This is a genomic window from Bifidobacterium apicola, from assembly GCF_042846865.1.
GTDB classification, from domain to species: domain Bacteria; phylum Actinomycetota; class Actinomycetes; order Actinomycetales; family Bifidobacteriaceae; genus Bombiscardovia; species Bombiscardovia apicola.
The window spans coordinates 559521-584724 of sequence record NZ_BAAFQQ010000001.1; the positions used below are offsets into that span (position 1 = coordinate 559521).

The window sequence follows — 25204 nt, forward strand, 5'->3', positions numbered from 1 at the left end:
CACTGCCAGCGACTCTCCCCCCATCCCAAATGGTGAGACGGTTCCGGGCACGTCCTAGGCCGACGGCAGGCAGGAGGGCCCGAAGACCGACTTGATCTCGGCCACCATGGACGTATCATGCCTAGTGCGGAATCCATCGCCGAATGTCAGCAGACGCACGTTGCCCCGGTCGTCGCGGACGGCCAGACGGACCTGGCAGTAGCCGGGGTGGGACTTGAGTATCCGAGCCAGCCGCTCCATGTGCCCCCGCTCCAGGGCCTGCCTGGGCAGAGTGATGGTCAGAGGCCGCTCGTCCGCCGACTCCAGAACGGGCACCTCCATATCGTTGGCACGGATATTGGTGGCCTCGTCGCGCAGCTCGACCATGCCCTTTATCCGGATGACCGAATCCAGGGCCAGATCGTCGGCGTGGGCTTCGTAGACCTTACCGAAGAACATGCATTGTATGGAGCTCTCCAGGTCCTCGATGGTAACGATGGCCCAGGGATTGCCCTTCTTGGATACCCGGCGATCCACTGCAGTGACCAGCCCCGCCAGGGTGACCGCCTTGCCGTCCATGCTGTTGGATCGGTTAAGCAGCTGAGCGATGGACATGTCACGCATGCCGGCAAGGACCGAGGTCATGCCGCTCAGCGGGTGGTCGGACACGTACAGGCCCAGCATCTGCCGCTCGAAGTTGAGCTTGGTTGACTTGTCCCACTCGTCGATGTCGGGCACAGTCACCTGGGCATCGCCCAAGGCATCTTGCTGGGGCACGTCATCATCGGCATCGGCGAAGAGGTCAAACTGGCCCTCGGCCTGCTTGCGCTTGATGGGCATGACCTGGTCGACGGCCTCGTCATGGATTTGGAAGAGGGCCCTCCGGTTGGGGTCGATGCCGTCAAAGGCTCCGCCCTTGATCAGGGATTCCACGGTTCTCTTGTTAAGCACCTCCATGGGCACCCGCTTGATGAAGTCCATGAAGTTGACGTACTTGCCCCGGGGCCCCTGGCGCTCCTTGATGATGTCCGCCACCACCTTGTCGCCCACATTGCGGATGGCGCCCAGGCCGAAGCGAACCACGTCGCCGACGGCGGAGTATTCGGCCACGGACTCGTTGATGTCTGGCGCCAGGATGCGGATGCCCATCCTTCTTGCCTCGCCCAGGTAGAGGGCGGTCTTGTCCTTGTTGGTCCGTTCGTTCTGCAACAGGGCTGCCATGAACTCCACAGGATAGTGGGTCTTCAGGTAGGCGGTCCAGTATGCGATCAGAGCGTAGGCCGCTGAGTGCGCCTTGTTGAAGGCGTAGCCGGAGAAGGGCACCAGGACGTCCCAGACCGCCTGTGCGGCCTCCTGGGAGTAGCCGTGCTCCTTCATACCCTGGAAGAAAGGCACCTGCTCCTTGGCCAGGACCTCGGGCTTCTTCTTGCCCATGGCCCTTCGCAGCACATCGGCTCGGCCCAGAGAGTAGCCGGCCAGAATTCGAGCTGCGGACTGGACCTGCTCCTGGTAGACGATCAGGCCGTAGGTTTCATCAAGCACGCCAGCCAAGGGCTTGGCCACCTCGGGGTGGATGGGCTCTATCTTCTGCAGCCCGTTCTTGCGCTTGGCATAGTTGATGTGCGAGTTCATATCCATGGGCCCTGGCCGGTAGAGGGCGATCAGGGCGGAGATGTCGTTGAAGTTATCGGGTTTAAGCATGCGCAGCAGGGAGCGCATGCCGTCGCCATCGAGCTGGAAGACGCCCAGGGTATCGCCCCGGGACAGCAGCTGGTAGGTCTCCTTGTCATCCAGGGGAACCTTCTCGATGCTGATGGGTTCCTTGCCGTTGCGCTTGATGTTGGCGACCGTGTCCCTGATGACCGTCAGGTTGGACAGCCCCAGGAAGTCCATCTTGACCAGCCCCAGGGTCTCGCAGGTGTGGTACTCGAAGGTGGTGGTCACAGTGCCGTCGGTGCGCTCCATCAGCGGGGAGGTATTGGTGATGGGATTGGAGGCCATGATGGTGGCGCAGGCATGCACGCCTGTCTGGCGGATGATGCCCTCGATGCCCTTGGCCTCCTCGGTGATCCGCTTGACGTCCGGGTTGGACTCGTACAGATCACGGAACTCCTTGGCCTCAGGGTAGCGTTTGGACTGGGGATCGAAGATATCCTTGAGACTCATGTCCTTGCCATTGACCGAAGGCGGCAGTGCCTTAGTGACCTTGTCACCCACGGAGTACTCATAATCCATGATCCTGGCCGAGTCCTTCAAGGCCTGCTTGGTCTTGATGGTACCGTAGGTCACGCACTGAGCCACCTTGTCGGAACCGTACTTGCGGCCCACGTAGTCCAGGACCTTCATACGCCCCTCGGGGTCGAAGTCCACGTCGATATCAGGCAGTGAAACACGCTCAGGGTTGAGGAATCGCTCAAAGATCAGGCCGTGCTTGAGCGGGTCCAGCTCGGTAATGCCCATGGCGTAGGCCACCATGGATCCTGCCGCCGATCCACGGCCCGGCCCCACCATGATCCCGTGGTTCTTGGCCCAGTTGATGTAATCGGCCACCACCAGGAAGTATCCAGTGAACTGCATCTGGCAGATGACCCCGCACTCGTAGTCGGCCTGGTGGGATACGTCCTCGGGCACACCATCCGGGTAGCGGTTCTTGAGACCCTCGTCCACCTTCTTCAGGAAGAGGGAGGTCTCGTCCCAGCCTTCCGGGCAGTCGAACCGGGGCATGAAGGCCCCGTCCTCGTGATCATCGAACATGACGTTGCAGCGTTCCGCGATCTCCAGAGTGTTGTCGCAGGCCTGGGGGAACTCCTTGAAGATCTCGCGCATCTCCTGGGCCGAGCGGATGTAGTAGCCGCTGCCGTCGAACTTGAAGCGGCCAGGGTCGGTCAGCCGGGATCCCGAGTTGATGCAGAGCAGGGCGTCCTGGGCCGCGGCATCCTCCTTGCGCACATAGTGCGAGTCGTTGGTGGCCACCAGGGGAGCATCCAGACGACGGGCGATCTCCAGCAGATCCTTGGTCACCCGATGCTCGATCTCCAGCCCGTGGTCCATCAGCTCCACGTAGTAGTTCTCCTTGCCGAAGATGTCCTGGAACTCTCCGGCTGCCCGCAGGGCCTCGTCGAACTGGCCCAGCCTCAGCCTGGTCTGGACGATGCCAGATGGGCAGCCGGTGGTTGCGATGACCCCCTTGTGGTAGGTGGACAGCAGGTCCTTGTCCATACGGGGCCACTTGCCGACCAAGCCCTCCAGATTGGCCACCGAGGAGGCCTTGATGAGGTTGACCAGGCCCGTGTCATCGCTGGCCCAGAGGGTCATGTGCGTGATGAAGCCGCCTCCGGAGACATCGTCCGAACGCTGCTCGTCGGTTCCCCAGTGGACCCGGCTCTTGTCCTGGCGAGCAGTCTCTGGGGTCACGTAGGCCTCGATGCCGATGATGGGCTTGATGTCGGCATCTACGGCCGTCCGCCATAGTTCATAGGCTCCATGCATGTTGCCATGGTCGGTGATGGCCACGGCCGGCTGCCCCAGCCGTCCCACCTCTGCAACCAGGTTGGGGATCCTGCTGGCCCCGTCCAAGGTGGAATAGTGGGTGTGAGTATGAAGGTGAACGAAGTCTGACCGGGTTGAGGACATATCTCTAATTTACCCAGGCCCCTGGCCGAATCGCCGCGGTCCGCTAGCTGCGTATGCCGGAGGCGATCTGACGCTCGATCTGCAGGGAACGGCGTAGATCAGCCGGGTAGGAGGAGACCACTTTGGTCCAGATCTTGGTGCGGGGATGGCGAAATTCCAGACGCATGGCGTGAAGCCACTGCCGTTTCAGGCCCAGCCGCTCGGCCAGGTCGGGGTTGGCTCCATACATGTGGTCGCCCACCAGGGGATGTCCTATTGAGGAGAAGTGCACACGTATTTGATGAGTGCGCCCGGTCTCCAGATTGACGCTGACCAGGGTGGCCGAGCCGAAACGCTCCAGCACATCCCAGTGGGTGATGGCCTCCTTGCCAGCAGGCGTGACCGTGAAGCGGAAGTCCGAGACGCGGGCCCGGCCGATTGGGGCCTCGATGGTGGCCTTGTCTTCGGAAAGATTGCCCTGGACCAAGGCATGATAGATTTTGACCACCTCGTGCCGGGCGAACTGTCGGCGCATCTCCTTGTAAGCCAAATCGGACTTGCAGACCAGCATGAGGCCGCTGGTACCTGCGTCCAGGCGGGAGACGATGCCCTGACGGTCCTGGGCCCCCATGGAGGTGATGTGGGTGCCCCGTTGCAGGAGGCTGCCCAGAACAGTTGGGCCGGTCCAGCCTATGGAAGGATGTGCCGCCACTCCCACCGGCTTGTCGACGACGACCACGTCCTCGTCCTCGTAGACCACGGGCATGTCCTCGGCCACCGGCTCCACCTGTTTTACCGGCTCGGGCTCGTCCAGCTCTATCAGATCGCCACTCATCAAGGTGGTGGCCTTGCTCACCCTGCGGCCCATAATCCGCACACGGCCCTGGGCCACCAGATCGCTGGCCTTGGCCCTGGACAGTCCCAGCATCTTGGACAGGGCCATGTCCAGGCGCCGACCCACCAGGGCATCCGGCGCGGGGAGAAGCCGAGTCACTTGGCCTCTCCCCCATATTCTTTAGGCTGGCACCTGTCGCTGAACCGCACATTGCAGACAATGAGCACCACCACGGCCACTCCGGCCAGAGTCAGATAGACGTCAGCCACATTACCCACCGACCAGCCGTAGTCCAGAAAATCGACCACGGCACCGTCAAGAAAGCCGGAAGCATAGGTCACCCGGTCGATCAGATTGCCTGCCGCCCCGGAGAAGGCTAGGGAGAGAACCAGAATCCAGACCATGGAAGTGGTGCGCAGGGCCAGAACAATAATGAGCACACAGGCGGCCAACGCGATCAGGGATATGACCCAGGTGCTCCCGGATCCCAGTCCAAGAGAGGCCCCGGGGTTGCGTACCAAGCGCAAGCCACGCAATGGCCCGGGTAAAGCCACCCTGACACCATTGCCCAGCCGCGCCAAGGCCAGGGCCTTGGTCACCTGGTCCAAGGCTATAGCAACTGCCGCCAGAGCGACGAAGACGGCCACGCGCCCGCGCAGCCGTCCCTTTTGTGTCTTCTTCGTCATTACCGGATGGAATCAGTGGGCCTGATCGGACTTCTTTTCCATGGACTGGTAATTGCTGGTGTCCGAGATCTGGTTGATCAGCTGGTTGAGGAACTCGGTCAGCTTGCTCCGGTAGCCAGCCTCAAACTGCTTGAGCCCCTGGATATTCTCCTCCAAGACCTTGGACTGGTCCATGAGCTTGTTCTTGACATCGGCAGCGTAGCGGTCGGCACCGTCGCGAGTGTTCTTGTCGTACTCCTGTGCTCGGGTCTGCACCTGGGTCTCATACTCGTCGGCCTGAGTGTGCTGACGCTTAGAATACGCATCAGCATCAGAACGGGTCTTGACCGAGTATTCATCGGCCTGGGAGCGTACACGCTGCGAGTAGCCATCAGCTTCGGAGTGCACTCGCTTGGAATACTCGTCCACCTCGGCACGGGTCCTCTTGGAGTAATCCTCAGCCTTCTTGACGATTTCGTCGTGCTGAGCATGGCCTTCAGCCACCAACTGGGATGCATTGGCCTTGCCCTTGTCCACGTATTGGTCGTGCAACTGCATAGCCAGGGTGAGCATAGCCGTAGCCCTCTCAGGTTCGCTGCTGGCCTCGGCACCAGCACCCGCGATCCGCCGCAGACTGCCTGTTTCGGTGGAAGGCTCGGTCTTGGAAACCTGCTGACGCAGCTGCTCCTCGCGCTGACGGGATTCCTCCAGCTGCTTGTTCAACTGCTCGGTGCGCTGCTGCTGTTCCTGAGATGTCTTCTGTGCCTGGGCGATTTGCTGGCGTGCAGTGGCCATGCTCTGCTGAGAGCTATTGAGCTGGTTGGTCAGCGCCTGAACCTGCTGACGGGCCTGGTCGCGCTCCTTCTGCATGGCTGCCAGCTGGTTGGTCAGCGCTTGGCTGTTGCTGCCTGCAGCGGCTTGGGCGGTCAGCTGGTCAATCTGAGAGTTGAGCTGTTCAACCTGACGCTTCAACTGGTCATTCTGCGAGGTCAGGGTCTTGACCTGGCTTTGGGACTCGGCCAAAAGCCTCTTGGCTTGGGCATCAGCAGCTGGTTGTTGGCCTGCAGAGCCCTGGGCCTGCTTCAAGTCCCGGTTTTCCGCCTGCAGGGATTCCACCTGAGCCGTCAGGTCGGAGATTTTGGAGTTCAACGAGGCGACATCGGTACCCAGGGACTGGGTGGAAGCTGTGTTGCCCTGCATGGCTTGCTTGCCCAGAGCTTCAACCGTGTCGGTGACCTGATCCAGAAAGTCGTCAACCTCGTCGACGTCGTAGCCTTCCTTGAACCTCACTGTTTGGAAGGTATGCTCCCTTATGTCATTAGGCGTCAATAGAGCCATATGTTTCTCCACCTCGCTTCAGGCCAACCAGCCCGATTGTGTTCTCTTACTGCATGCTAGCACGGGGTCTGCCATGTCAGCGGTCTTGTCTCTAGCCCAACAACACTTGGATGATGATCAGTGCTGCATAGAGCACCATGAAGGAAACATCAAGCTGGATCCTGCCCATGGGCAAAGGCGGAATGTACCGGCGCAGCCATCGCAGAGGCGGTTCAGTCAAGGCATAGATGACACGAATGATCGAAGCCATGAAGCCACGGGGATACCAGCGCTGCGACAGAACCAGAACCCAGTCAAGGATCATCCGCACGAAGAGTATCAGCAGGTAGGTCTCAATAAGGATGTCCACCAGATAACGAAGGAAGGAAACAAGCATGCGTCTTTAGGCTCCTGCGGACATGGCTTCAAGGGCGGAGGTCACTGGGCGAAAAGCCCTTTGGCTGATGAACCTGACTCGGGCTCCTCCACCTTGATGTTGACCTGTGCAGGACTGAGCAGAAAGACTCTGGGAGTAACCCGCTCAATGGATCCGCGCACTCCGAAGACCACACCGGCGGAAAAATCGACGATCCTGTATGCTACAGACTCGGACACTCCAGTCAGATTGAGGACCACCGGCACCCCGTCCCGCAAGGCCCTGCCAACCATTTGGGCATCCTCATAGGACTTGGGATGGATGGTGGTGATGCGGTTGATCCGGCTCTGGAAGGGGGTGGACTCGGCCTCATGGCTGTTGGCTGTGGATTGTGCAGCCATGGGAGTCACGGAGTGATCAGTGTCGAAGCCATCGCGGGCCTCGTCATCGTCGGCCAGGTCGTCGTCATCGTCGTCCACGACATCCGACATTCCGAAAAAGGACATCGCGTTTTTCATCAATCCTGCCATATCTGCTCCTTCGCCTGATCACCGCAGAAAATCGGGGATATCCAGATATCCCGGGTCGGAAGTGCCGTCGTCCCCGGAGGCGGGGGGCACCACATCGTGTTCGGAAGTCTCATCGGACTCCGCTTGAACGGACGGGCCTGCCACCGGCTGCTGGGGCTCCTGGACTGGGGTGGCCGCTGCAGGTGCTGCAGTCGAATCCACTGCCGGAGCCGGGGTCTCCTCTTTCTTTGGAGTGGGATCGAATCCCGCAGCAATGACCGTGACCCGTACCTCGTCCCCATAAGCGTCGTCCAAGGCCAGGCCCCAGATAATCTGTGCCTCGGGATGAATGGCATCCTGAACCAGCTGAGCGGCAGCAGATGCCTCTTGCATGCTCAGGTCAGTTGGGCCAGCCACGTTGATCAGGGCTCCATGCGCACCTTCAATGCTCTCTTCAAGGAGCGGGGAGGATATGGCAATCTCGGCCGCCTGGGTGGCTCGATCCTCGCCCCTGGCTGCGCCGATGCCGAAGAGGGCGGTGCCTGCATCCTTGAGGATTGCGGTGACATCGGAGAAGTCCACGTGGATGTAGGAGTTCATAGTGATCAGGTCAGTGATGCCCTGAACACCGGCCAGCAGGGCTGTGTCGGCAGTCTTGAAAGCATCCATGACCGATACCGTGCGATCGGACAGATCCAGCAGTCGGTCATTGGGGATAACGATAAGGGCATCGACCTCCTTGCGCAGGTTCTCGATGCCCGATTCTGCAGAAGCGGAGCGCCTGGGTCCCTCAAAGGTGAAAGGCCGGGTGACCACGGCGATGGTGAGTGCGCCCTGCTGACGGGCCGCACGTGCAACAAGCGGGCTGGCGCCGGTGCCGGTGCCGCCGCCCTCCCCGGCTGTGACGAAGACCATGTCGGCGCCCTTGAGAACCTCTTCAATGTCGGATTGATGATCCTGGGCCGCCTTGGCGCCCTTCTCCGGGTCGGCTCCGGCCCCCAGACCTCGGCTGTTGGCATCCGAAAGGGAGATCTTTACATCAGCATCGGAGCGCAGGAGATCCTTGGCATCGGTGTTAATGGCCACGAATTCGACATTCTGCAGACCCTCGGCGATCATGCGATTGACAGCATTGCCACCGGCTCCACCAACACCAACGACCTTGATGTTGGTCTTGTCGTTGAAATTGTCATTCTGGGCAATCTCGCTCACAGTATGCTCCCGTCACTCACGTTACGCTCAACTCTAGCGCAGGTCGTATACGCCAACACGCATTTGCCCACAGGCGTTCCGACCCTCCCTGACGGCCGTGGGCCTTGGGCCCGGGAGACCGGAGCCGACCACCCGGATCTTCAAGAGAACCTCCACGCCGTTCTGTCCGTATTCTAAACCCTGATTCTAGACCTGGGCGTGCATGGTTGGTGACGAGAATATTTTCATCTTCAGTAGGAGGCATCCATAGGGTCGTTGCCGAAGAGCGTCTCGCGCTCCTGATGGGTGGTGGTCCGCGAATCCAGCCAGCCATAGGGCAGACGGACCTTCTTGGCATATCGGACCCGGCCCCGCGGCTTGCTGGCCACGACTCGCGGATAGGGCATGTCCTGGTCCAGATCGGCGATGCAGCGGTCCAGCTCCTCCAGGCTCTCGCAGGCCATGAAGTCGCGGCGCACCTGCCCCCCCACGGCAAAGCCCTTGAGATACCAGGCCACGTGCTTGCGCATATCGTGGACGGCCATGCGTTCGTCGCCGTCGTAGAACTCAACCAGAAGCCGGGCATGGCGGGCCATGATGGCCCCCACCTGGCCCAGGGTGGGCTCCTGCCGTTCCGACGAGCCTGCCAGGGCTGCCGCGATGTCCGCAAAGAGCCAGGGACGGCCCTGGCAGCCCCGGCCAATAGCCACGCCTGCGCAGCCGGTCTTGGCGAACATATCCAAGGCATCTTCAGCGGTCCAGATATCCCCGTTGCCCAAAACTGGTATGTCGACAGCCTGGACCAGCTGAGCGATCCGGTCCCAGTCGGCATGGCCGCCATAGTATTCAGCCGTTGTTCTGGCGTGCAGAGTCACGGCGGCGCACCCTTCCTCCTGGGCGATGTGAGCAGCCTCCAGGAAGGTCTCGTGCTGGTGGTCGATGCCCACCCGGATCTTTGCGGTGACGGGGATTCCTGCCGGAGAGCAAACAGCGACCACACGATGGACCAGCTCGGAGAAGAGGTCAGTTTTCCAGGGCAGGGCGGATCCGCCGCCATGCCTGGTAACCTTAGGGACCGGGCAGCCGAAGTTCATGTCGATATGATCAGCCCAGCCGGCATCAACCACCATCCGGGTGGCCTGCTCCATAATCTGAGGGTCCACCCCGTACAACTGCAGGGAGCGCACCTTCTCCTGCGTGGCGAAGCGGCAAAGCCGGAAAGCTTTGGGATTGCGCGCCACCAAGGCCCTGGCCGTGACCATCTCCCCCACATAGAGCCCATCGGGTCCATACTCGCGGCAGATCAGGCGGAAGGGCCAGTTGGTCACGCCCGCCATGGGTGAAAGCATGACCGGCACAGGCACGGTAATAGGGCCGAGCTGAACCGGAGCGACCTTGGCAGTCGTGTGATCAGTCTCAGTACCGGCCACCGGCCTCGGCCACCTTGATAGGTTCGCTCTCATCCGTGCCCGGCTCGCTGGCCAGGTCCGTGTAACCGTCAGCGGCGCGTGCACCAGTCAAGTCAGCCGGTCCCATAGGGTAACGCACCCGCTGCTCGCCAACGACCCGGCGCACATAGTCCTCCACCTGGTCCAAGGCCACCCGGTCCTGCTGCATGGAATCGCGGTTGCGGATGGTGACCGCTTTGTCGTCCAAGGTGTCAAAGTCCACGGTGATGCACAGGGGGGTGCCGATCTCATCCTGACGACGATAGCGACGACCGATAGCGCCGGACTCGTCGTAGTCCACCATCCACTCGTTCTGGCGCAGGTCGGCGGCCAGATCATGGGCGATCCGCTGCAGATCAGGCTTCTTGGACAGAGGCAGGACGGCGGCTTTGACCGGGGCCAGCCTCGGATCCAGACGCAGCACGGTGCGCCGATCGACCCCGCCCTTGGTGTTGGGGGCTTCGTCCACGTCATAGGCATCCACCAGGAAGGCCATCAGCGAGCGCGTCAGACCGGCCGCGGGCTCGATCACGTAGGGGATGTAGCGTTCCCCGCTGGCCTGGTCGAAGTAGCTCAGATCCTCGCCCGAGTGCTCGGCATGAGCCTTGAGATCGTAGTCGGTGCGGTTGGCCACGCCCTCCAGCTCGCCCCACTCGGAGCCTTGGAAGCCAAACCGGTACTCGATATCCACGGTCCGCTTGGAGTAGTGAGCCAGCTTCTCCTTGGGGTGCTCATAGTGGCGCAGGTTCTCGGGCTTGACACCTAGGTCCACGTACCAACGGGTCCTGGCATCGATCCAGTACTGATGCCACTGCTCGTCGGTGCCGGGGTGGACGAAGAACTCCATCTCCATCTGCTCGAACTCGCGGGTGCGGAAGATGAAATTGCCCGGCGTGATCTCGTTGCGGAAGCTCTTGCCCATGTTGGCGATGCCGAAGGGAGGCTTGGACCGGGAGGATGCCATGACTGACTTGAAGTCCACGAAAATGCCTTGAGCGGTCTCGGGGCGCAGGTAGTGCAGGCTCTTCTCGTCCTGGACAGGTCCCAGGTGCGTCTGCAGCATCATGTTGAAGTCGCGCGGCTCAGTCCACTGGCCCTTGGTGCCGCAGTCCGGGCAGGGAATGTCCTTGAGGCCATTCTCCGGATCATGGCCGTGCTTCTCGACGTAGGCCTCCTCCAGGGTGTCGGCCCGGTGCCGCTTGTGGCAGTTCAGGCATTCGATCAGAGGGTCGTTGAATACGGAGACATGTCCCGAGGCCTCCCAGACAGCCGTGGGCAGGATGACCGAGGTGTCCACGCCGACCACGTCGTCGCGGGTGACCACCATGGTCCTCCACCATTCACGCTTGATATTGTCCTTGAGCGCTACGCCCAGGGGGCCGTAATCCCAGGCCGAGCGCGTCCCGCCGTAAATCTCCCCTGCGGGAAAGACGAATCCTCGGCGCTTGGCCAGGGAGATGACCTCATCCAGTTTCGATACTGCCACTGATCACACCTTCTGCTCGGGAACCCCCTCCTAGGGGGGCATACGACCTGATGACCGGCCTCCAGCATACCTTTGGCGGATGACCAGCTGTCAGCGTAGACGCCTACCATCGAGGCAGATGCCGAAGGCCACTCAAGTGACCGCAAAGGGCGTCGGGCATCCTGCCTGCTAGCCCCAGTCGACGAGGAAAGGTTCCCGATATGCCCGATATGAATGACTCATCCTATCTGAACACCGTTGCCGAGGTCACGATTGCGCCCTCTGGACAGGGCGAGGAGCTGTCCGCCTACGTGGCGCAGGTCATCAAGGTCATCAGGGATTCAGGACTGCCCAATCAGACCAACGCCATGAGCACCGTCGTCGAGGGGGATCTGCACCAGATCATGGAGGTCACGGAAGAAGCTACGCGGGTCCTGGCCGAGCAGGGATATCGGACCGGCGTCAGCCTCAGGCTGGACATCCGTCCCGGCAAGCGGGACCAAATCCACGAGAAGGTGGAGCTGGTCGACCGGATCCTGGACGGGGAAAACCGCTGAAGCCTCCCTGTCACCAACAATCGGCCGAGCTGAAATCGCCTGAGCAAGTTAAGGTGTGCCCATGATCACGATGAAGCAGATCGCCGAACGCACAGGCGTATCCGTCTCCACGGTCTCTCTGGTGCTCAACGGCCGAGACAAGGGCAGAGTCAAACCGGAGACCGCTCGAAAGGTGCGCAGCACAGCCAAGACCCTGGGCTATCGGCCCAATCCCATGGCCCGGTCGCTGCGCACCAGCAAGACCGGCATGCTGGGCTTCATCAGCGAGGAAGTGGCCACCACGCCTTACGCAGGCGCCATCATTCAGGGCGCCCAGGATGCGGCAGCTGAACGCGGCTACATGCTTCTCACCGTTTCCACTGATGGCGGCATCCGGGAATCCGAGCAGATCCAGGCTCTGAAGCGTTATGGGGTTGACGGCTTCCTCTTCGCCAAGATGTATGACCAGGAGGTGGACCTGCCCCAAACCCTGCGCTCCTGCCCTGCCGTGGTGGTCAACGCTGTGGAGCGGGCCGACCGCTGCCCCAGCATCGCCCCTGACGAGTTTCTGATCGGCTACGATGCCACCCGCCACCTGATCGAATCAGGCTGCCGCCGAGTGGCCTACCTGGGCACCACACAGGATTTGCCGGCGCAAAAAGACAGAATGCGAGGATACCAGGCCGCTCTCAAGGAGGCTGGGTTACCTGCGAGTAAAGCCTTGATTCGCTTAGTGGGATTCAATCAGGAAGCCATGGACCAGGTGAATGATCTGATGGACGGCCAGCATCCCGATGGAGTTTTCTGCTTCAATGATTCGCGCTCTTTCTACCTCTACCAGGCCGCCGCTGCCCGGCATCTGATTATCGCCAAGGACCTCAATTTGGTAGGCGTGGACAACCACCAAGTCATCGCCGAAACCACAGCGCCGCCCTTGACCACGGTCGAACTGCCCCACTACGAGATGGGCTTCTGGGCAGTGCGGCGGCTCCTGGCGCAAATCAATCCCCGTCGTATTGCCCTGCCGCTGCCCAAAACCCGTGCCGTCCTGCCGCCGCTCGATCAAGCTGGCGGGGTGCGGATCCATTGCGCTTTGGTCCGCAAAGGCTCCACTCGCATCGATGCCGCCTTGGACCCAGCCTTAGCCAGCCGCTAAATCCAGGATCGCGCTCCCCCTGCCTTAGCAAAATGGTGAACCAAAATCGAATTCTGCCAGGCTTGGCGCCAATCGCCAATCAGTCAGAACCCCTTGTTAACTGCTAGTCGTGCACGAAGGAGAGCATAGTATCAGTCAATCGTTTGACGTAAATCGATTGACGGCTTAATATACCTACCAGGATTCGCTCTGCACATAGGAAGTGCAGCGAGCCTGGAGGCACTGCGGAGAAGCGGTGCACAACAAGGAGAGAGGGGCAGCATGGCCGCCAAATCATCGGCGTGGAGGAACCCGTCCTATCTGGAATCCTCCACAGGAATATTCTTCTTCTTCTGCGCATGGGGCATCTGGTGGTCCTTCTACCAGCGATGGCTGGTGACGGGCCTGGGGATGAACAACACGCAGGTAGGCAACATCTACTCCATCAACTCCGTGGCAACCTTGATCATCATGTTTGTCTACGGGGTCATCCAGGACGAGCTGGGCGTCAAGCGTCGCCTGGCCATCTTCATCGCCGCCATCGCCGCCCTGGTGGGACCCTTCGTCCAATTCATCTATGCGCCGCTCATGCGCACCAACATGATAGTGGGCGCCATGCTGGGCGCTGTGGTCCTCTCAGCCGGCTTCATGTCAGGCTGCTCCCTGATCGAGGCCATCACCGAGCGCTATTCCCGCAAGTTCGGCTTCGAGTATGGCCAGTCTCGGGCCTGGGGCTCCTTCGGCTACGCCATTGTGGCCCTGATCGCCGGCTTCGTCTTCAACATCAACCCTATGATCAACTTCTGGCTGGGCTCAGCCTTCGGCCTGTGCATGCTGCTGGTCTACGCCTTCTGGATCCCCGACGAGCAGCGCGAGGAGATCAGCCGCGAATCGACCCCTGAAGGTGAAAAGTCCCAGCCGTCCTTGGGCGACATGCTCCACGTGCTGGGCATGCCAGCCCTCTGGCTGCTGATCATCTTCATGATCTTCACCAACACCTTCTACACGGTCTTTGACCAGCAGATGTTCCCCACCTATTACGCCAACCTCTTTGCCACGCCACAGCTGGGCAACCAGGTTTATGGCGTCCTCAACTCCTTCCAGGTCTTCCTGGAGTCGGCCATGATGGGCGTTGTCCCCATCATCATGCGCAAGATCGGCGTTCGCAACTCCCTCTTGCTGGGGGCCACGGTCATGTTCGCCAGGATCGGCCTGTGCGGCTTCTTCCACGACCCGGTCATGGTCTCCATCGTCAAGCTCTTCCACTCCATCGAGGTCCCGCTCTTCAGCCTGCCGGCCTTCCGCTACTTCACACTGCACTTCAACCCCAAGCTGTCCGCTACCCTCTACATGGTGGGTTTCCAGATCGCCTCCCAGGTCGGCCAGGTGGCCCTGTCCACACCGCTGGGCATGCTCCACGACCGGGCCGGCGACCGGATCACCTTCTACACCATCTCATTGGTGGTGCTGGCCGCCCTGATTTACGGTATCTTCGTGCTCAAGCGCGACGACCAGCAGGTGGATGGCGATCCATTCATCAGGGATTCGCAGAAGACCGCCGTAACTCAGGGCTGAGCACCATGCAAATCCGTCTATGCACATCGACCATCAGCAGCTCCCGCCCGAGCAGCAAGGTCCGGCGGGGACCGGAAAGGATGCAAGGATGAACCAGCCATCAACCAAGGAAAACGCCGATATGGGCGCTCAGCTGGACAAGGCCCAGAAAAGCATTGATCGGCTCTTCGCCACCCGCAATGACCGCTGGTATCCCCTGTGCCACATCGCCTCCAAGTCTGGGTGGATCAACGACCCCAACGGCCTGAGCTATTTCAAAGGCCGTTACCACGCCTACTTCCAGCTCAATCCCTACGGGAGCGAATGGGGAAACATGCACTGGGGACACGTCTCCAGCGCCGACCTGGTCACCTGGCGGCGCGAGCCCCTAGCCATGGCACCCACGCTGGAAGTCGAGAAGGACGGGGTCTTCTCCGGATCTGCTGTGGTGGGGGACGACGGCCGCCTGACCATCTACTACACCGGTCACCGCTGGCGCAACGGTGTCAACGAGGACGACGGCAACCTCCAGGAGCAGTGCATGGCCGTCTCCTCAGACGGCATTCACTTCGAGAAGAAAGGGGTGGTGGTCCCCTGCCCCGACGACAGAATCCTGCACTTCCGAGATCCCAAGGTCTGGAAGATGAACGGACTGTGGTACATGGTCTTTGGAGTCAGCACGCCCGCCCATCGGGGCGAGATCTGGATGTATACCTCCAAGGACATGGAGCACTGGACCTTCGACCGGGTGATCTACCGGCACCCCGACCCAGAAGTCTTCATGCTGGAATGCCCCGACATGTTCCCCCTGGAGGACAAGTGGGTGATCTGTTACTCGGCCATGGGTCTGAAGCCTCACGGCTTCGAAGCCCGCAACCATAACAATGCCGGCTATGTGATCGGCAGCTGGCAGCCCGGAGACGACTTCCATCAGGAGACTGAATTCCACCTCTGGGATGACGGCCATAACTTCTATGCACCGCAGACCTTCCAGGCCCCTGATGGCCGCCGACTGGTCTTCGGTTGGATGAGCCCATTCACTGAGCCCATCCCCATGCAGGAGGATGGCTGGTGCGGCCAGTTCACCGTGCCCCGCGAAGTCACCCTGGCCGGTGATCATCTGCGTTGTCTGCCCATACGCGAGTTCTCCAACCTGGACCAGGACCAGCAGGACTTCGGCCCCATCGAGCTGGAGGTCAACGGGAGCCAGGATCTGGTGGACGATGCGCAGACCGCCGATATCAATATGGAGATCGACCTGAACAAGTCCCTGGCCGAGCGCATCGGTCTGGAAATCCATCGTACGCAATCAGGCGACCACACCTTGGTCTGCTATGACGACCAGCTGGGCCGCGTGGTACTCGACCGCCATTGCAACACCTACGGAGACCGGGGTTACCGCACAGCTCCCGTCGACAAGTCCTCAGGCAAGCTCAAGCTGAGAATCATCGTAGACCGGGGCTCGATTGAGGTCGTCGTCAACGACGGGCTGGAGATCATGTCCTCCTACTCCTTCCCCGCCGAAGGGCCGCGCGGCATCCGCCTGATCGCCGAGTCCGGCGAGGGCAAGGCCCTGATCAACTCCCTCTCCATCGCCAAACTAGGCACCATCTGGGAGCAGCCGGATCGCTGATCTACCTCCCCCAGTCGGCATAGGAAAAAGGCCCGCCCCTGAAATCCACTCAGGGGCGGGCCTTTTGTCTCTTGCAAACATCCGCATTCAAGCATCCGCGATCAGAGCTGAAGAATCGGAGATCCGAGAAGAAGCACCAGGCCTTCGACAGTGAATCTTTGCTATGGCCCGGAGTTTACGACTCCGTCTGGGACGTTTGATCTTCGAGATCAGAAGCCATTGATGCGGTCGATCCTGCTTCGGCTTCACTCGCCGACCTTGACCAGCAGGGCCATAAGCCCGGAAGCGATGGCCGCCGCGCCCATGAAGAGGAAGGCCCCGACGAAGGATCCACCTGCGGCTTTGACCAAGTAGCCGATGATCATAGGGGCAAGGAATCCGCCCAAGGTGCCGCCGGTATTGATGATGCCGATGGCTGAGCCGATGATGTGCGGGTCCATGATCTTGTGGGGCCAGGTGAAGATGCCGGTGAAGGCCACCACGGAGACGCAGGATACCAGGATCAGCAGCAGGAGGGAGAGCCAGATGTTGCGCGAGAAGACAAAACAGACGACCAGGACTGCACTGATCAGCCCGGCGCCCAGGATGGCCACCTTTTCCCTACCTAGGAAAAGCTTCGAGAGCAATTGGCCGGCATAGATGGTGGCGACGGTCGTGAATACTGCATTGACCGCCAACAGGATGCCTGCCTGACCAATCGTGAGGCCGAAGGTGTTTTTTATAAAGGTGGGCATCCAAGAGATATTGCCGTACAAGAGGATGTTGAGCAGAAGCATGGCTACGAAGAGGACCAGCACATTCCGATTCTGCAGGACCTCGAGGAACCCTGCCCCCTTGGCTCCGGGCTTCTGGTCCACCTCAGGCTGGCGGGGTTTGGAGGGCACGAAAATCAGGATGCAGACAAAGGCCAGCAGATAGAGGGTGCCCAGCACACCGTAGGCCAGGTGCCAGTTGATGGCAACCAGGTTGGCGCCCAGGACGAAAGCCAGGATGCCGCCGATGCCCGAGGTCGACAGGATCAGCGACTGCACGAAGGTGCGTCGTTCCTGGGGGAAGTTCTCCGCGATCGACTTGGAGCAGGATGGCGGGTAGCCGCCGTGGCCCAGGCCAGCGAAGAACCGGACGATGATGAAGAAGACCAGGCCATTAGCCAGGCCGAACAGGTAGCTGAAAAGGCCGATGATGATCATGGAGGCCATCAGCACCCGCTTGGCTCCAAGCCGGTCGGCCAGCCAGCCGCTGGGTATCTGCATGAGCGAGTAGCCCAGGAAGAAGGCAGACATGATAATGCCTGTCTGCCCCGAGTCAAGATGGAATTGCTCGGAAATGGGGATGATGGCGGTCGAGATCATATTCTTGTCCATGTACACGATCGAGTAACCGGCCATCAGGGAGAAGATCAGCGTTCCGCTCGCCGTTTTTGAGGATTGCTTGATTGCCATTGGTCTGTTATCCTTCAGTAGAAGCCGACCGCCGCCGGGCGACGTGATCCTTACAAAGCCGCATCCGCTAAGGTATGGGCAGGGACCAGGGCCCAGCGACGGACCGAACGTTGAGTCAGTGGGGCATCACATCGTCAGGGATGACGACCTTGTACTCCTGGCCAGCGAAAGTCTTGTCGAAGTCATCCTTGGCAGCCTTGACCAAGTCAGGGTCGGTCAGCGCATCATAGGCAGTCAGAGCCAGGGTCTTGCCTGCCGCCAGCAGACCCTTGTGGGCCACCGAGGACTTGCCGTTGGCCGCCCACTGCCAAGAATGGGGCGAGGTTCCCTGTGGCTCGAATCCGCCGGTGAACTGGGCGGTGGGCGTCTGCCAGCTGACATCGCCGACATCGGTGGACCCCGATGCCTTATCGGTGAAGACCAGCGGATACTTCTTCAGAGCCACGGTGGACTCGGCAATCTTCCTGACTTCCTCCTCCGCAAGGTCAGGGAAGGCGGCCTTGGTGCGGCTGAGCACCCGCTGCTTGCCGGCTTCGGGTACCGTATCCGTGTAGCGGCGCTCGTAGTCCAGCTCCCGCTGGTCCAAGGGCAGGGGGCCGACGACGTCCAGATTTCTGTCTATAGCCTCGGTCAGCGGGTGGTTGGGGATGAAGTTGTAGCAGGCCGCGTCGAACTCCTCCTTGACCTGGGTTTCGGTCATCAAGGCCGCTCCCTGGGCGATCTTCTCCACCCGCTTGAACAGTTCCTGAGCCTGATCCATCCTGGGGGCACGTACGAAGTAATAGAGCCGGGCATGGGACTGCACCACATTGGCCGACTCGCCGCCTGCGTCGATAAAGGCGTAGTGCACTCGGGCCTCATCGATCATGTGCTCACGCAGGAACTGCACGCCCACATTCATCAGCTCTGCCGCATCCAAGGCGCTCCGGCCCAGCTCAGGAGCGGCAGCCGCATGCGCCGGCACGCCGGTGAAATCGAAATAGGCCTGCAGGACCGCCAGGCTGGAAGAGCCCCAGGCCTGGGTCACGTCCATGGGGTGCCAAGACAGAGCCAGATCCAGCCCGTCGAAAACCCCGTCCCTGGCCATGAAAGCCTTGCCATAGCCCGACTCCTCAGCCGGGCAGCCGAAGACCTTGATGGTCCCTTTGAGACCCTTCTCTTCCATGAAAGCCTTGATGCCCACGCCTGCCGCTACAGCGGCCATGCCCAGGATGTTGTGGCCGCAGCCCTGGCCGTTGCCGCCTTCAACCAAAGGCTTGTGCTCACCCAGATCGGCCACCTGGCTGAGGCCTCCCAAGGCATCGTATTCGCCGGTGATGCCGATCACCGGACGACCTGAACCCCAGGTGGCAACGTAGGCGTAGTCCATATGGCCTACGCCTTTCTCGATGTCGAAGCCCTCCCGCTCCAGCACCTTGTAATGCTGCTGGACCGACTCCTTGACGGCGAATCTGGTCTCAGGGGTCCCCCAGATATGATCGGCTGCCTGGATGAACTCCTGTGATTTCTCCTCGATGATCTGCATGATGCGTTGCTTGTCATCCATGTCTGTCGGCTCCTTCGCTTTCTTGTGCTGAGCTGATTTGCATAGCGAGCATGGTCTGCTCCGCAGCGGTATGGTTCAGACTACCCTTCACAGACGTTACGAGAATATTCAAGCATGTAAATTGACGAAAACCTAGTTCGTCGGACAGTGTGCCTGCCTCATCATGCGGAGGTGACGCCGCCGAAGCGCCTGTCCCGGTGGATGTAATCGTCGATGGCCCGCCAGAGCACCTCGCGTCCGCAGTCAGGGAAAAGCTCAGGCACAAAGGCCAGCTCCGCATAGGCCGCCTCCCAGGGCAGGAAGTTGGAGGTGCGCTGCTCCCCCGAAGTGCGCAGGACCAGGTCACAATCAGGTATGTCAGGGTTATAAAGGTGCTGCGCGATCATCTTCTCGGTCACCTTGGAGCCCTTGATCTGCCCGGCCGCTACTTCCCGGGCGATGTCGGTGGCCGCATCGGCAAGTTCTGCCCTGCCTCCGTAATTGATGCAGAAGATCACATCGATCCTGGTGTTGTGGCGGGTGCGCTCCATGGCCGCCTCCAGCTCATCGATGACCGACTTCCAGAGCCGGGGTCGACGGCCCGCCCAGCGCACGCGCACCCCCCAGTCGTCCATCTGGGCCACCCGGCGGTGGATGATATCCCGGGAGAAACCCATCAAGAAGTGCACTTCGGCCGGCGAGCGCTTCCAATTCTCCGTAGAGAAGGTGTACAGGCTCAGGTAACGAACTCCTGCTTCGATGGCCCCGGCTATGGTGTCGAAGACCACCGGTTCGGCGGCCCGGTGACCCTGGGTGCGCTCCATGCCCCTCTGCTTAGCCCAACGGCCATTGCCATCCATGATCACGCCCAGATGCCGCGGGACCGCCCCCTCGGGAAATTGCGGAATCCGTCCGGGATCGGAGAAGGGTGCTGCTGGCACATCCAGGGAGGTGTAGTCGACCGCGTCAAAGCTCATGTTTCAAGAATCTAATAGCCGCAAGGACCTGATGGGTCTCTCCAGATAATATTCGCCCCATTTCTCAACAAGACCATCGCACAGGGGGGTTGAAGCCTTGCCGTCCAGCACGGACCAATCCCCGCTGCTCAGAGCCCGGAAGCGGGCCAGAGTAGCAGGGTCCACCGCCACAGCATCGGTGGTCCTGTCCCGACTGCATACCACCCCGCCGCCAGGCACCGAAAAGTGGGTCAGCTGATCGGTCCGGCCGCAGACAACGCAGGAATCCAGCCGAGGTCGCCAGCCGGCCAGCGCAAGGGATCGCAACAGGTAGGAGGCGCCGATGTCACGGGGTCCATGCCGGTGCCCAGCCAGGCTGGCCAGGGCGGAAACCAGCAGACGGTATTGATCCGGGGCGGGTTCGTGCTCGCCCACTACTAGTTTGTCGGCAGTCTCAAGCATGACGCCGCCATTGGCGTAGAGGTCATAGTCGGCGCATATGGCATCTGCGTATGGAACCAGGCAGACCGCTTGGGAGACGATGTCCAGGTTGCGGCCACGTGAGACGAGCAGATCGTCGCGCATGAAGGGCTCCAGCCGGGCGCCGAAGCGGGACTTGGTCCGCCGCACCCCCTTGGCCACGGCCCTGACCTTGCCGTGCCCCTTGGTCAGAATAGTCACGATCCGGTCGGCTTCGCCCAGCTTGACCGTTCTGAGGACCAGACCCTCGTCACGATAGATGGCCACGACGGTCCCGTCCTTTCACTGGTAGATGAACAGGCCCCAGAAGGCGAAGATGAGCAGGACGCCGAGCATGGCCAGAGTGGTGACGACAAAGAGTGCAACGCCAAAACTAGACGAGGCCAGAACGGGCCTGGGATCCATGTCGCGCATCTGCTGACGCAGGCTGGGGCCGCCGGCCTTGCTCGCGCGGACTTGGTCGGGCAATCGGTCCAGGCCCTTGAGGGAGGCTACTTCGACCATTCGGGCGAAAGTGCGCGACCAGGCCCAGATGACCAGGGCACAGACCACCTGGATGACCGGCCAGCTCCAATAACTGACTCCAGCCTGGTCGGGCACACCGCCCCAACCAAGACGCACCAAGGCCATGATCACCTGCCCCAGGCCGGCTCCGAAGAGGACCAGGGTAGCCAGGGTGGTGCCAGTGATGGTGACCAACGTACCGCCAAAGCCATGACTGAATCCCAGGACCGGATCCCGCCGCCGATGCAGCCTAAACAGTTTCATCAGACCGGCTGCCAAGGCCATGATCAGTGCAGCCAGCAAAAGAATCAGGGTCAGCAGATGCAGGACCACCATGTAGATGGTCAGCGAGCGTCGTCCCCGCAGGTCAGTAGGCACGGCTATGGACTGGTGAATGGTGGCCCCGCCCACGCTGGGGCTGGTCTGGTGCAGGCCATGGACCTGACCCACCGCCCAGTCAGTCATATCCTGCTGGTAATGGTCAGCCAAGGGCGTGCCGGTCCGAGCCTCATCTCCCAGTCGCAGCACATGGTTGGAGACCGGGTATGAACGCACAGTGACGTTCTCGTTACCCGAGGCATGCGCCTGGGACAGCACTCGCTGCACCCCCTCCACCTGGGCAGTCATCACATCCTTGGCCCCGTAGGCCACGAGGGTAGGAATGGCGTAGGTGTAGCGGTCAGTAGGATCAATGTCCAGATTATTAAGGCCGAAGAGGGCGGCATCGGTGCTGAAAATTCGACGGACCACCGACTGATAGCCCTGATTGGCCCCGGCAATGGCGAAGTCCTGGGCTACAAAGAAACCCAGAGCGTGCCGTGGGGAATAGACCATGGGGCTCAGCAGGATCTGGAAGGCGATTCGATGGTCCATGGTCAGCAGCATGGCGGCGATCCAAGTGCTCTCGCTGGTGGCGTAGAGACCTACCTTGGATGCGTCCACATCAGCCCGGTCGCGCAGCAGATTCACCACCTGGCCATAGGCCCTGGCCGAGGCGGGATAGTCTCGGTCCGCATCAGTTGTGGACCAGACCGGCTTGTCCAGTACGGCGGTGACAAAACCAGCAGAGGCCAGGGTTCGGGCCACGTCCCCGAAGGAGTTGTCACAGGTGCCATATCCGGCGCCGTGCATAAAGACTACGGCTGGTCGCTGCCCTGAAGCTCCCCGAGGAGTGCGGATCAGAATTCGGATACGCTGGCGTTCGCCAGTGGCAGGCCTGTCCACGCTCAGCTCCTGGTGGCGTGACTCGACCTGATACTGCCCCATGGTCTCCCTGGCAGCCCCCGCAGGCCAGTCGAAGGTGACTGCAGTGTCGGGAGTCAGAGTGGGAAAATTCTGGTCCACCGGTTCGTACTTCCAGGGGACGGCGGTCAAGTGGGAGACAGAAACCAGCAGTCCTATGAGGATGACGAAGACAGGCAGACTGGTCATCAGCCGTCTGACCCTGCTCCACCCGCTCGCGGGGAGGGAACGCTCAACCTCTTGGGACACGTCGGCCATTGTAACCGGTGGCGGGGATGGCGCTTACGCCGTCAGCTGGCACGACCGGTAACCGGGACCACCATGGGCCCTACCTCCGGCAAGGTTTCGCCCTCGACCGCAGCTTTGGCATCCATCTGGGCGGCGATTTCCTTGGCCCGTTCCAGCAGGGTGGGGACGATCTGGTCCTCAGGCACAGTCTGGACCACCTTGCCCTTGATGATGATCTGGCCTTTGCCGTTGCCCGAAGCCACCCCCAGGTCGGCCTCCCTGGCTTCGCCTGGCCCGTTGACGATGCAGCCCATGACGGCCACCCGGATGGGGGCGGTGATGTCCTTGAGTCCCTCGGTGACTTCCTTGGCCAGCTCGATCACGTCCACCTGGGCCCTGCCGCAGGAGGGGCAGGAGATGATGTCGAAGTGGCGCTGACGCAGCCCTAGGTACTCCAGAATCTTGCAGCCCACCTTGACCTCTTCCACAGGCGGCGCGGACAGGGAAACACGAATGGTGTCACCAATGCCCTCAGCCAGAAGCGCACCGAAGGCCAGACAGGACTTGATGGTCCCCTGCCAGGAAGGTCCGGCCTCGGTCACGCCTAGGTGCAGGGGCCAGTCGCCCTTGGAAGCCAGAAGCCGGTAGGTCTGGACCGTGGTGACGGGATCGTGGTGCTTGACAGAGATCTTGAAGTCGTGGAAACCCACATCCTCGAACATGTGGGCCTCTTTCAAGGCCGAGGCGACCAAGGCCTCGGGGGTGGGACCGCCATAGCGGGCATAGATGTCCTTGTCCAGGCTGCCGGCGTTTACCCCGATACGCAGGGAGATGCCTGCATCGGTGGCGGCCTTGCAGATCTCGGGGCCGACCTGGTCGAACTTGCGGATGTTGCCCGGGTTGACTCTCACAGCTGCGCAGCCCGCATCAATGGCCTGGAAGACGTACTTGCTCTGGAAGTGGATGTCGGCGATGACCGGGATGGGCGACTTCTTCGCAATGACGGCAAGCGCGTCGGCATCGTCCTGGCTGGGCACAGCCACCCGTACGATGTCGCAGCCGGCGGCAGCCAGCTCGGCGATTTGCTGCAGGGTGGCGTTGATGTCAGCGGTGACCGTGTTGGTCATGGACTGCACCGAAATAGGGGCGCCTCCACCGACCGGCACAGGCCCTACCATGATCCGACGTGAGCGGCGACGAGGATGCAGAGGAGTCTGGCTGACGGCCTGGTCGCCTGTCTTGCGGAACCCCTGGGAAAATACTGACTGTTCGGTCTTGGGAATGCTACTCACGCAGTCATGTCTATCAAAGCATCAGCCCTTTGACGCGCCTCATGCTCGACTTGCTCCATTACCTCCACGGATGTGAATGTTCCCGGAAGATGCGTTTCCATGGCATCCATGACTGAACGGATGGTTTCGACAATGTCCAGGTAGGGCAGCCGGTGATCCAGAAAGGCATGGACCGCCTGCTCGTTGGAGGCATTGAAGACCGCAGTCATGGGCTCGCAGCTTCCCAGAGCCCGCCTGGCCAGGTTGACCGCCGGGAATGCTTGGTCATCCAAGGGCTCAAAGGTCCAGGTACTGGCCTTGGACCAGTCGCAGGCCGCAGCCACATTGTCAAGACGAGCGGGGGCTGAAAGGCCCAAGGCAATGGGGAGGCGCATATCAGGAGGCGAGGCCTGGCTTATGGTGGCCCCGTCCTGGAACTGGACCATGGAGTGGACCACGGACTGAGGGTGGACAACCACAGTGATCCGCTCGGGCTCGATGCGGAAGAGCCGACTGGCCTCGATGACCTCCAACCCCTTGTTCACCATGGTGGAGGAGTTGATAGTGACCACCGGACCCATGGACCAGGTCGGATGATTCAAGGCCTGCTCAGGGGTAACCTTGCGCATGGCCTGACGGCTCCAGCCCCGAAAAGGACCACCCGAGGCGGTGACCACCAGACGGGCCACCTCACCGTGCTGCCCAGAACGCAGGGACTGCCAGATGGCCGAATGCTCGGAGTCGACCGGATTGATCTGGCCAGGCCTTACCTGGGCATCGAAGAGCAGATGGCCGCCAGCCACCACAGACTCCTTATTAGCCAAAGCCAGCTGCGATCCGGCCTGCAGAGCCGAAATGGATGGGCGCAGACCGACTGATCCGGTGATGCCGTTGAGGACCAGATCGCTGCCGGAACCGGCCAGAGCCTGCACCGCCTCCATGCCTGCCTCTACCTGGATGCCATTCAATCCCAGAGCCTTGAGAGCCTGCTGCAGGGCCGGAACCTGGGCCTTGTCGGCCAGAACCAGACGAGCCACGCCAAAGTCACGGGCTTGGCGGGCCAGCAGTTCGACATGAGTTCCGCCAGCGGCCAAACCAGTCACCTGGAACCGATCCCTATGACGACTGATCAAGTCCAGGGCCTGAGTACCGATGGATCCTGTGGATCCCAGGATAACCAGACTGCGAGGCTCATTAACATCGTCCTTGGGTGACCAATCCCCCAAGGTGCGCTCACGCCCTACCGACGAACCAGTCTGCCTGCCCTCACTCATCACTGCCATGCCTTCCGGACTCCGCAA

At 61.1% G+C, this 25204-nt stretch carries 20 protein-coding genes; 4 read left to right on the forward strand and 16 right to left on the reverse strand.

The genetic code is table 11. From position 1 onward, the window contains the following. Positions 1–54 precede the first annotated feature (54 nt). The 9 genes from dnaE to ACGG9J_RS02560 form a co-directional block, all read right to left on the reverse strand. Positions 55–3612, reverse strand: coding sequence for a DNA polymerase III subunit alpha (dnaE, locus tag ACGG9J_RS02520; RefSeq protein ID WP_390133317.1), 3558 nt, complete (start codon positions 3610–3612; stop codon positions 55–57). Positions 3613–3655: 43 nt separating this feature from the next. Next, the gene (locus tag ACGG9J_RS02525) at positions 3656–4585 is read right to left on the reverse strand and encodes an RluA family pseudouridine synthase (protein WP_390133319.1); all 930 of its coding nucleotides are present in this window, start codon (positions 4583–4585) and stop codon (positions 3656–3658) included. Next, a complete protein-coding gene (locus ACGG9J_RS02530) occupies positions 4582–5112 on the reverse strand; it encodes a signal peptidase II (protein WP_390133321.1) in 531 nt (176 codons plus the stop codon). Before ACGG9J_RS02530 ends, ACGG9J_RS02525 begins: the two co-directional genes overlap by 4 nt. Before the next feature lie 12 nt (positions 5113–5124). Then, positions 5125–6429, reverse strand: coding sequence for a DivIVA domain-containing protein (locus ACGG9J_RS02535; RefSeq protein ID WP_390133323.1), 1305 nt, complete (start codon positions 6427–6429; stop codon positions 5125–5127). A gap of 91 nt (positions 6430–6520) precedes the next feature. After that, complete coding sequence (locus ACGG9J_RS02540; protein WP_390133325.1) at positions 6521–6805, reverse strand: YggT family protein; 285 nt, start codon at positions 6803–6805, stop codon at positions 6521–6523. 41 nt (positions 6806–6846) lie between these two features. After that, complete coding sequence (locus ACGG9J_RS02545) at positions 6847–7314, reverse strand: cell division protein SepF (protein WP_390133327.1); 468 nt, start codon at positions 7312–7314, stop codon at positions 6847–6849. Between the two features lie 18 nt (positions 7315–7332). Further along, on the reverse strand, positions 7333–8505 hold the full coding sequence (ftsZ, locus tag ACGG9J_RS02550) for a cell division protein FtsZ (RefSeq protein WP_390133329.1): 1173 nt from the start codon (positions 8503–8505) through the stop codon (positions 7333–7335). A gap of 230 nt (positions 8506–8735) precedes the next feature. After that, a complete protein-coding gene (dusB, locus tag ACGG9J_RS02555) occupies positions 8736–9914 on the reverse strand; it encodes a tRNA dihydrouridine synthase DusB (protein WP_390133331.1) in 1179 nt (392 codons plus the stop codon). Continuing rightward, positions 9901–11418 carry a glycine--tRNA ligase gene (locus tag ACGG9J_RS02560; RefSeq protein WP_390133333.1) on the reverse strand — a complete coding sequence of 506 codons (1518 nt, stop codon included), beginning with the start codon at positions 11416–11418 and terminating at the stop codon, positions 9901–9903. Before ACGG9J_RS02560 ends, dusB begins: the two co-directional genes overlap by 14 nt. 200 nt (positions 11419–11618) lie before the next feature. Here ACGG9J_RS02560 and ACGG9J_RS02565 point away from each other — a divergent pair, with 200 nt between their 5' ends. The 4 genes from ACGG9J_RS02565 to ACGG9J_RS02580 all read left to right on the forward strand — a co-directional run bounded on the left by ACGG9J_RS02565 (position 11619) and on the right by ACGG9J_RS02580 (position 16255). Continuing rightward, positions 11619–11954: an MTH1187 family thiamine-binding protein gene (locus ACGG9J_RS02565; RefSeq protein WP_390133335.1), complete on the forward strand. Its 336-nt coding sequence runs from the start codon at positions 11619–11621 to the stop codon at positions 11952–11954. 61 nt (positions 11955–12015) lie between these two features. Further along, complete coding sequence (locus ACGG9J_RS02570) at positions 12016–13089, forward strand: LacI family DNA-binding transcriptional regulator (protein WP_390133337.1); 1074 nt, start codon at positions 12016–12018, stop codon at positions 13087–13089. Between the two features lie 261 nt (positions 13090–13350). Next, entirely contained in the window at positions 13351–14643 is a 1293-nt protein-coding gene (locus tag ACGG9J_RS02575; RefSeq protein WP_390133339.1) for an MFS transporter, read from the forward strand. An 88-nt stretch (positions 14644–14731) separates the two neighbouring features. After that, complete coding sequence (locus ACGG9J_RS02580) at positions 14732–16255, forward strand: glycoside hydrolase family 32 protein (RefSeq protein ID WP_390133341.1); 1524 nt, start codon at positions 14732–14734, stop codon at positions 16253–16255. Positions 16256–16500: 245 nt separating this feature from the next. On the opposite strand, the gene ACGG9J_RS02585 is transcribed toward ACGG9J_RS02580, so the two are convergent. The 7 genes from ACGG9J_RS02585 to dxr all read right to left on the reverse strand — a co-directional run bounded on the left by ACGG9J_RS02585 (position 16501) and on the right by dxr (position 25186). Beyond that, complete coding sequence (locus ACGG9J_RS02585; protein WP_390133343.1) at positions 16501–17697, reverse strand: MFS transporter; 1197 nt, start codon at positions 17695–17697, stop codon at positions 16501–16503. 115 nt (positions 17698–17812) lie between these two features. Beyond that, positions 17813–19243, reverse strand: coding sequence for an amidohydrolase (locus ACGG9J_RS02590; protein WP_390133345.1), 1431 nt, complete (start codon positions 19241–19243; stop codon positions 17813–17815). Between the two features lie 161 nt (positions 19244–19404). Next, on the reverse strand, positions 19405–20199 hold the full coding sequence (locus tag ACGG9J_RS02595) for an isoprenyl transferase (RefSeq protein ID WP_390133347.1): 795 nt from the start codon (positions 20197–20199) through the stop codon (positions 19405–19407). Between the two features lie 3 nt (positions 20200–20202). Continuing rightward, positions 20203–20925, reverse strand: coding sequence for a DNA repair protein RecO (gene recO, locus ACGG9J_RS02600; RefSeq protein ID WP_390133349.1), 723 nt, complete (start codon positions 20923–20925; stop codon positions 20203–20205). Between the two features lie 15 nt (positions 20926–20940). Next, positions 20941–22593: an alpha/beta hydrolase family protein gene (locus tag ACGG9J_RS02605; protein ID WP_390135292.1), complete on the reverse strand. Its 1653-nt coding sequence runs from the start codon at positions 22591–22593 to the stop codon at positions 20941–20943. Between the two features lie 101 nt (positions 22594–22694). Continuing rightward, positions 22695–23924 (reverse strand): flavodoxin-dependent (E)-4-hydroxy-3-methylbut-2-enyl-diphosphate synthase, encoded by a 1230-nt coding sequence (gene ispG, locus ACGG9J_RS02610; protein ID WP_390133351.1) that lies wholly within the window; start codon positions 23922–23924, stop codon positions 22695–22697. Continuing rightward, entirely contained in the window at positions 23921–25186 is a 1266-nt protein-coding gene (dxr, locus tag ACGG9J_RS02615) for a 1-deoxy-D-xylulose-5-phosphate reductoisomerase (RefSeq protein WP_390133353.1), read from the reverse strand. Before dxr ends, ispG begins: the two co-directional genes overlap by 4 nt. Positions 25187–25204 lie beyond the last annotated feature (18 nt).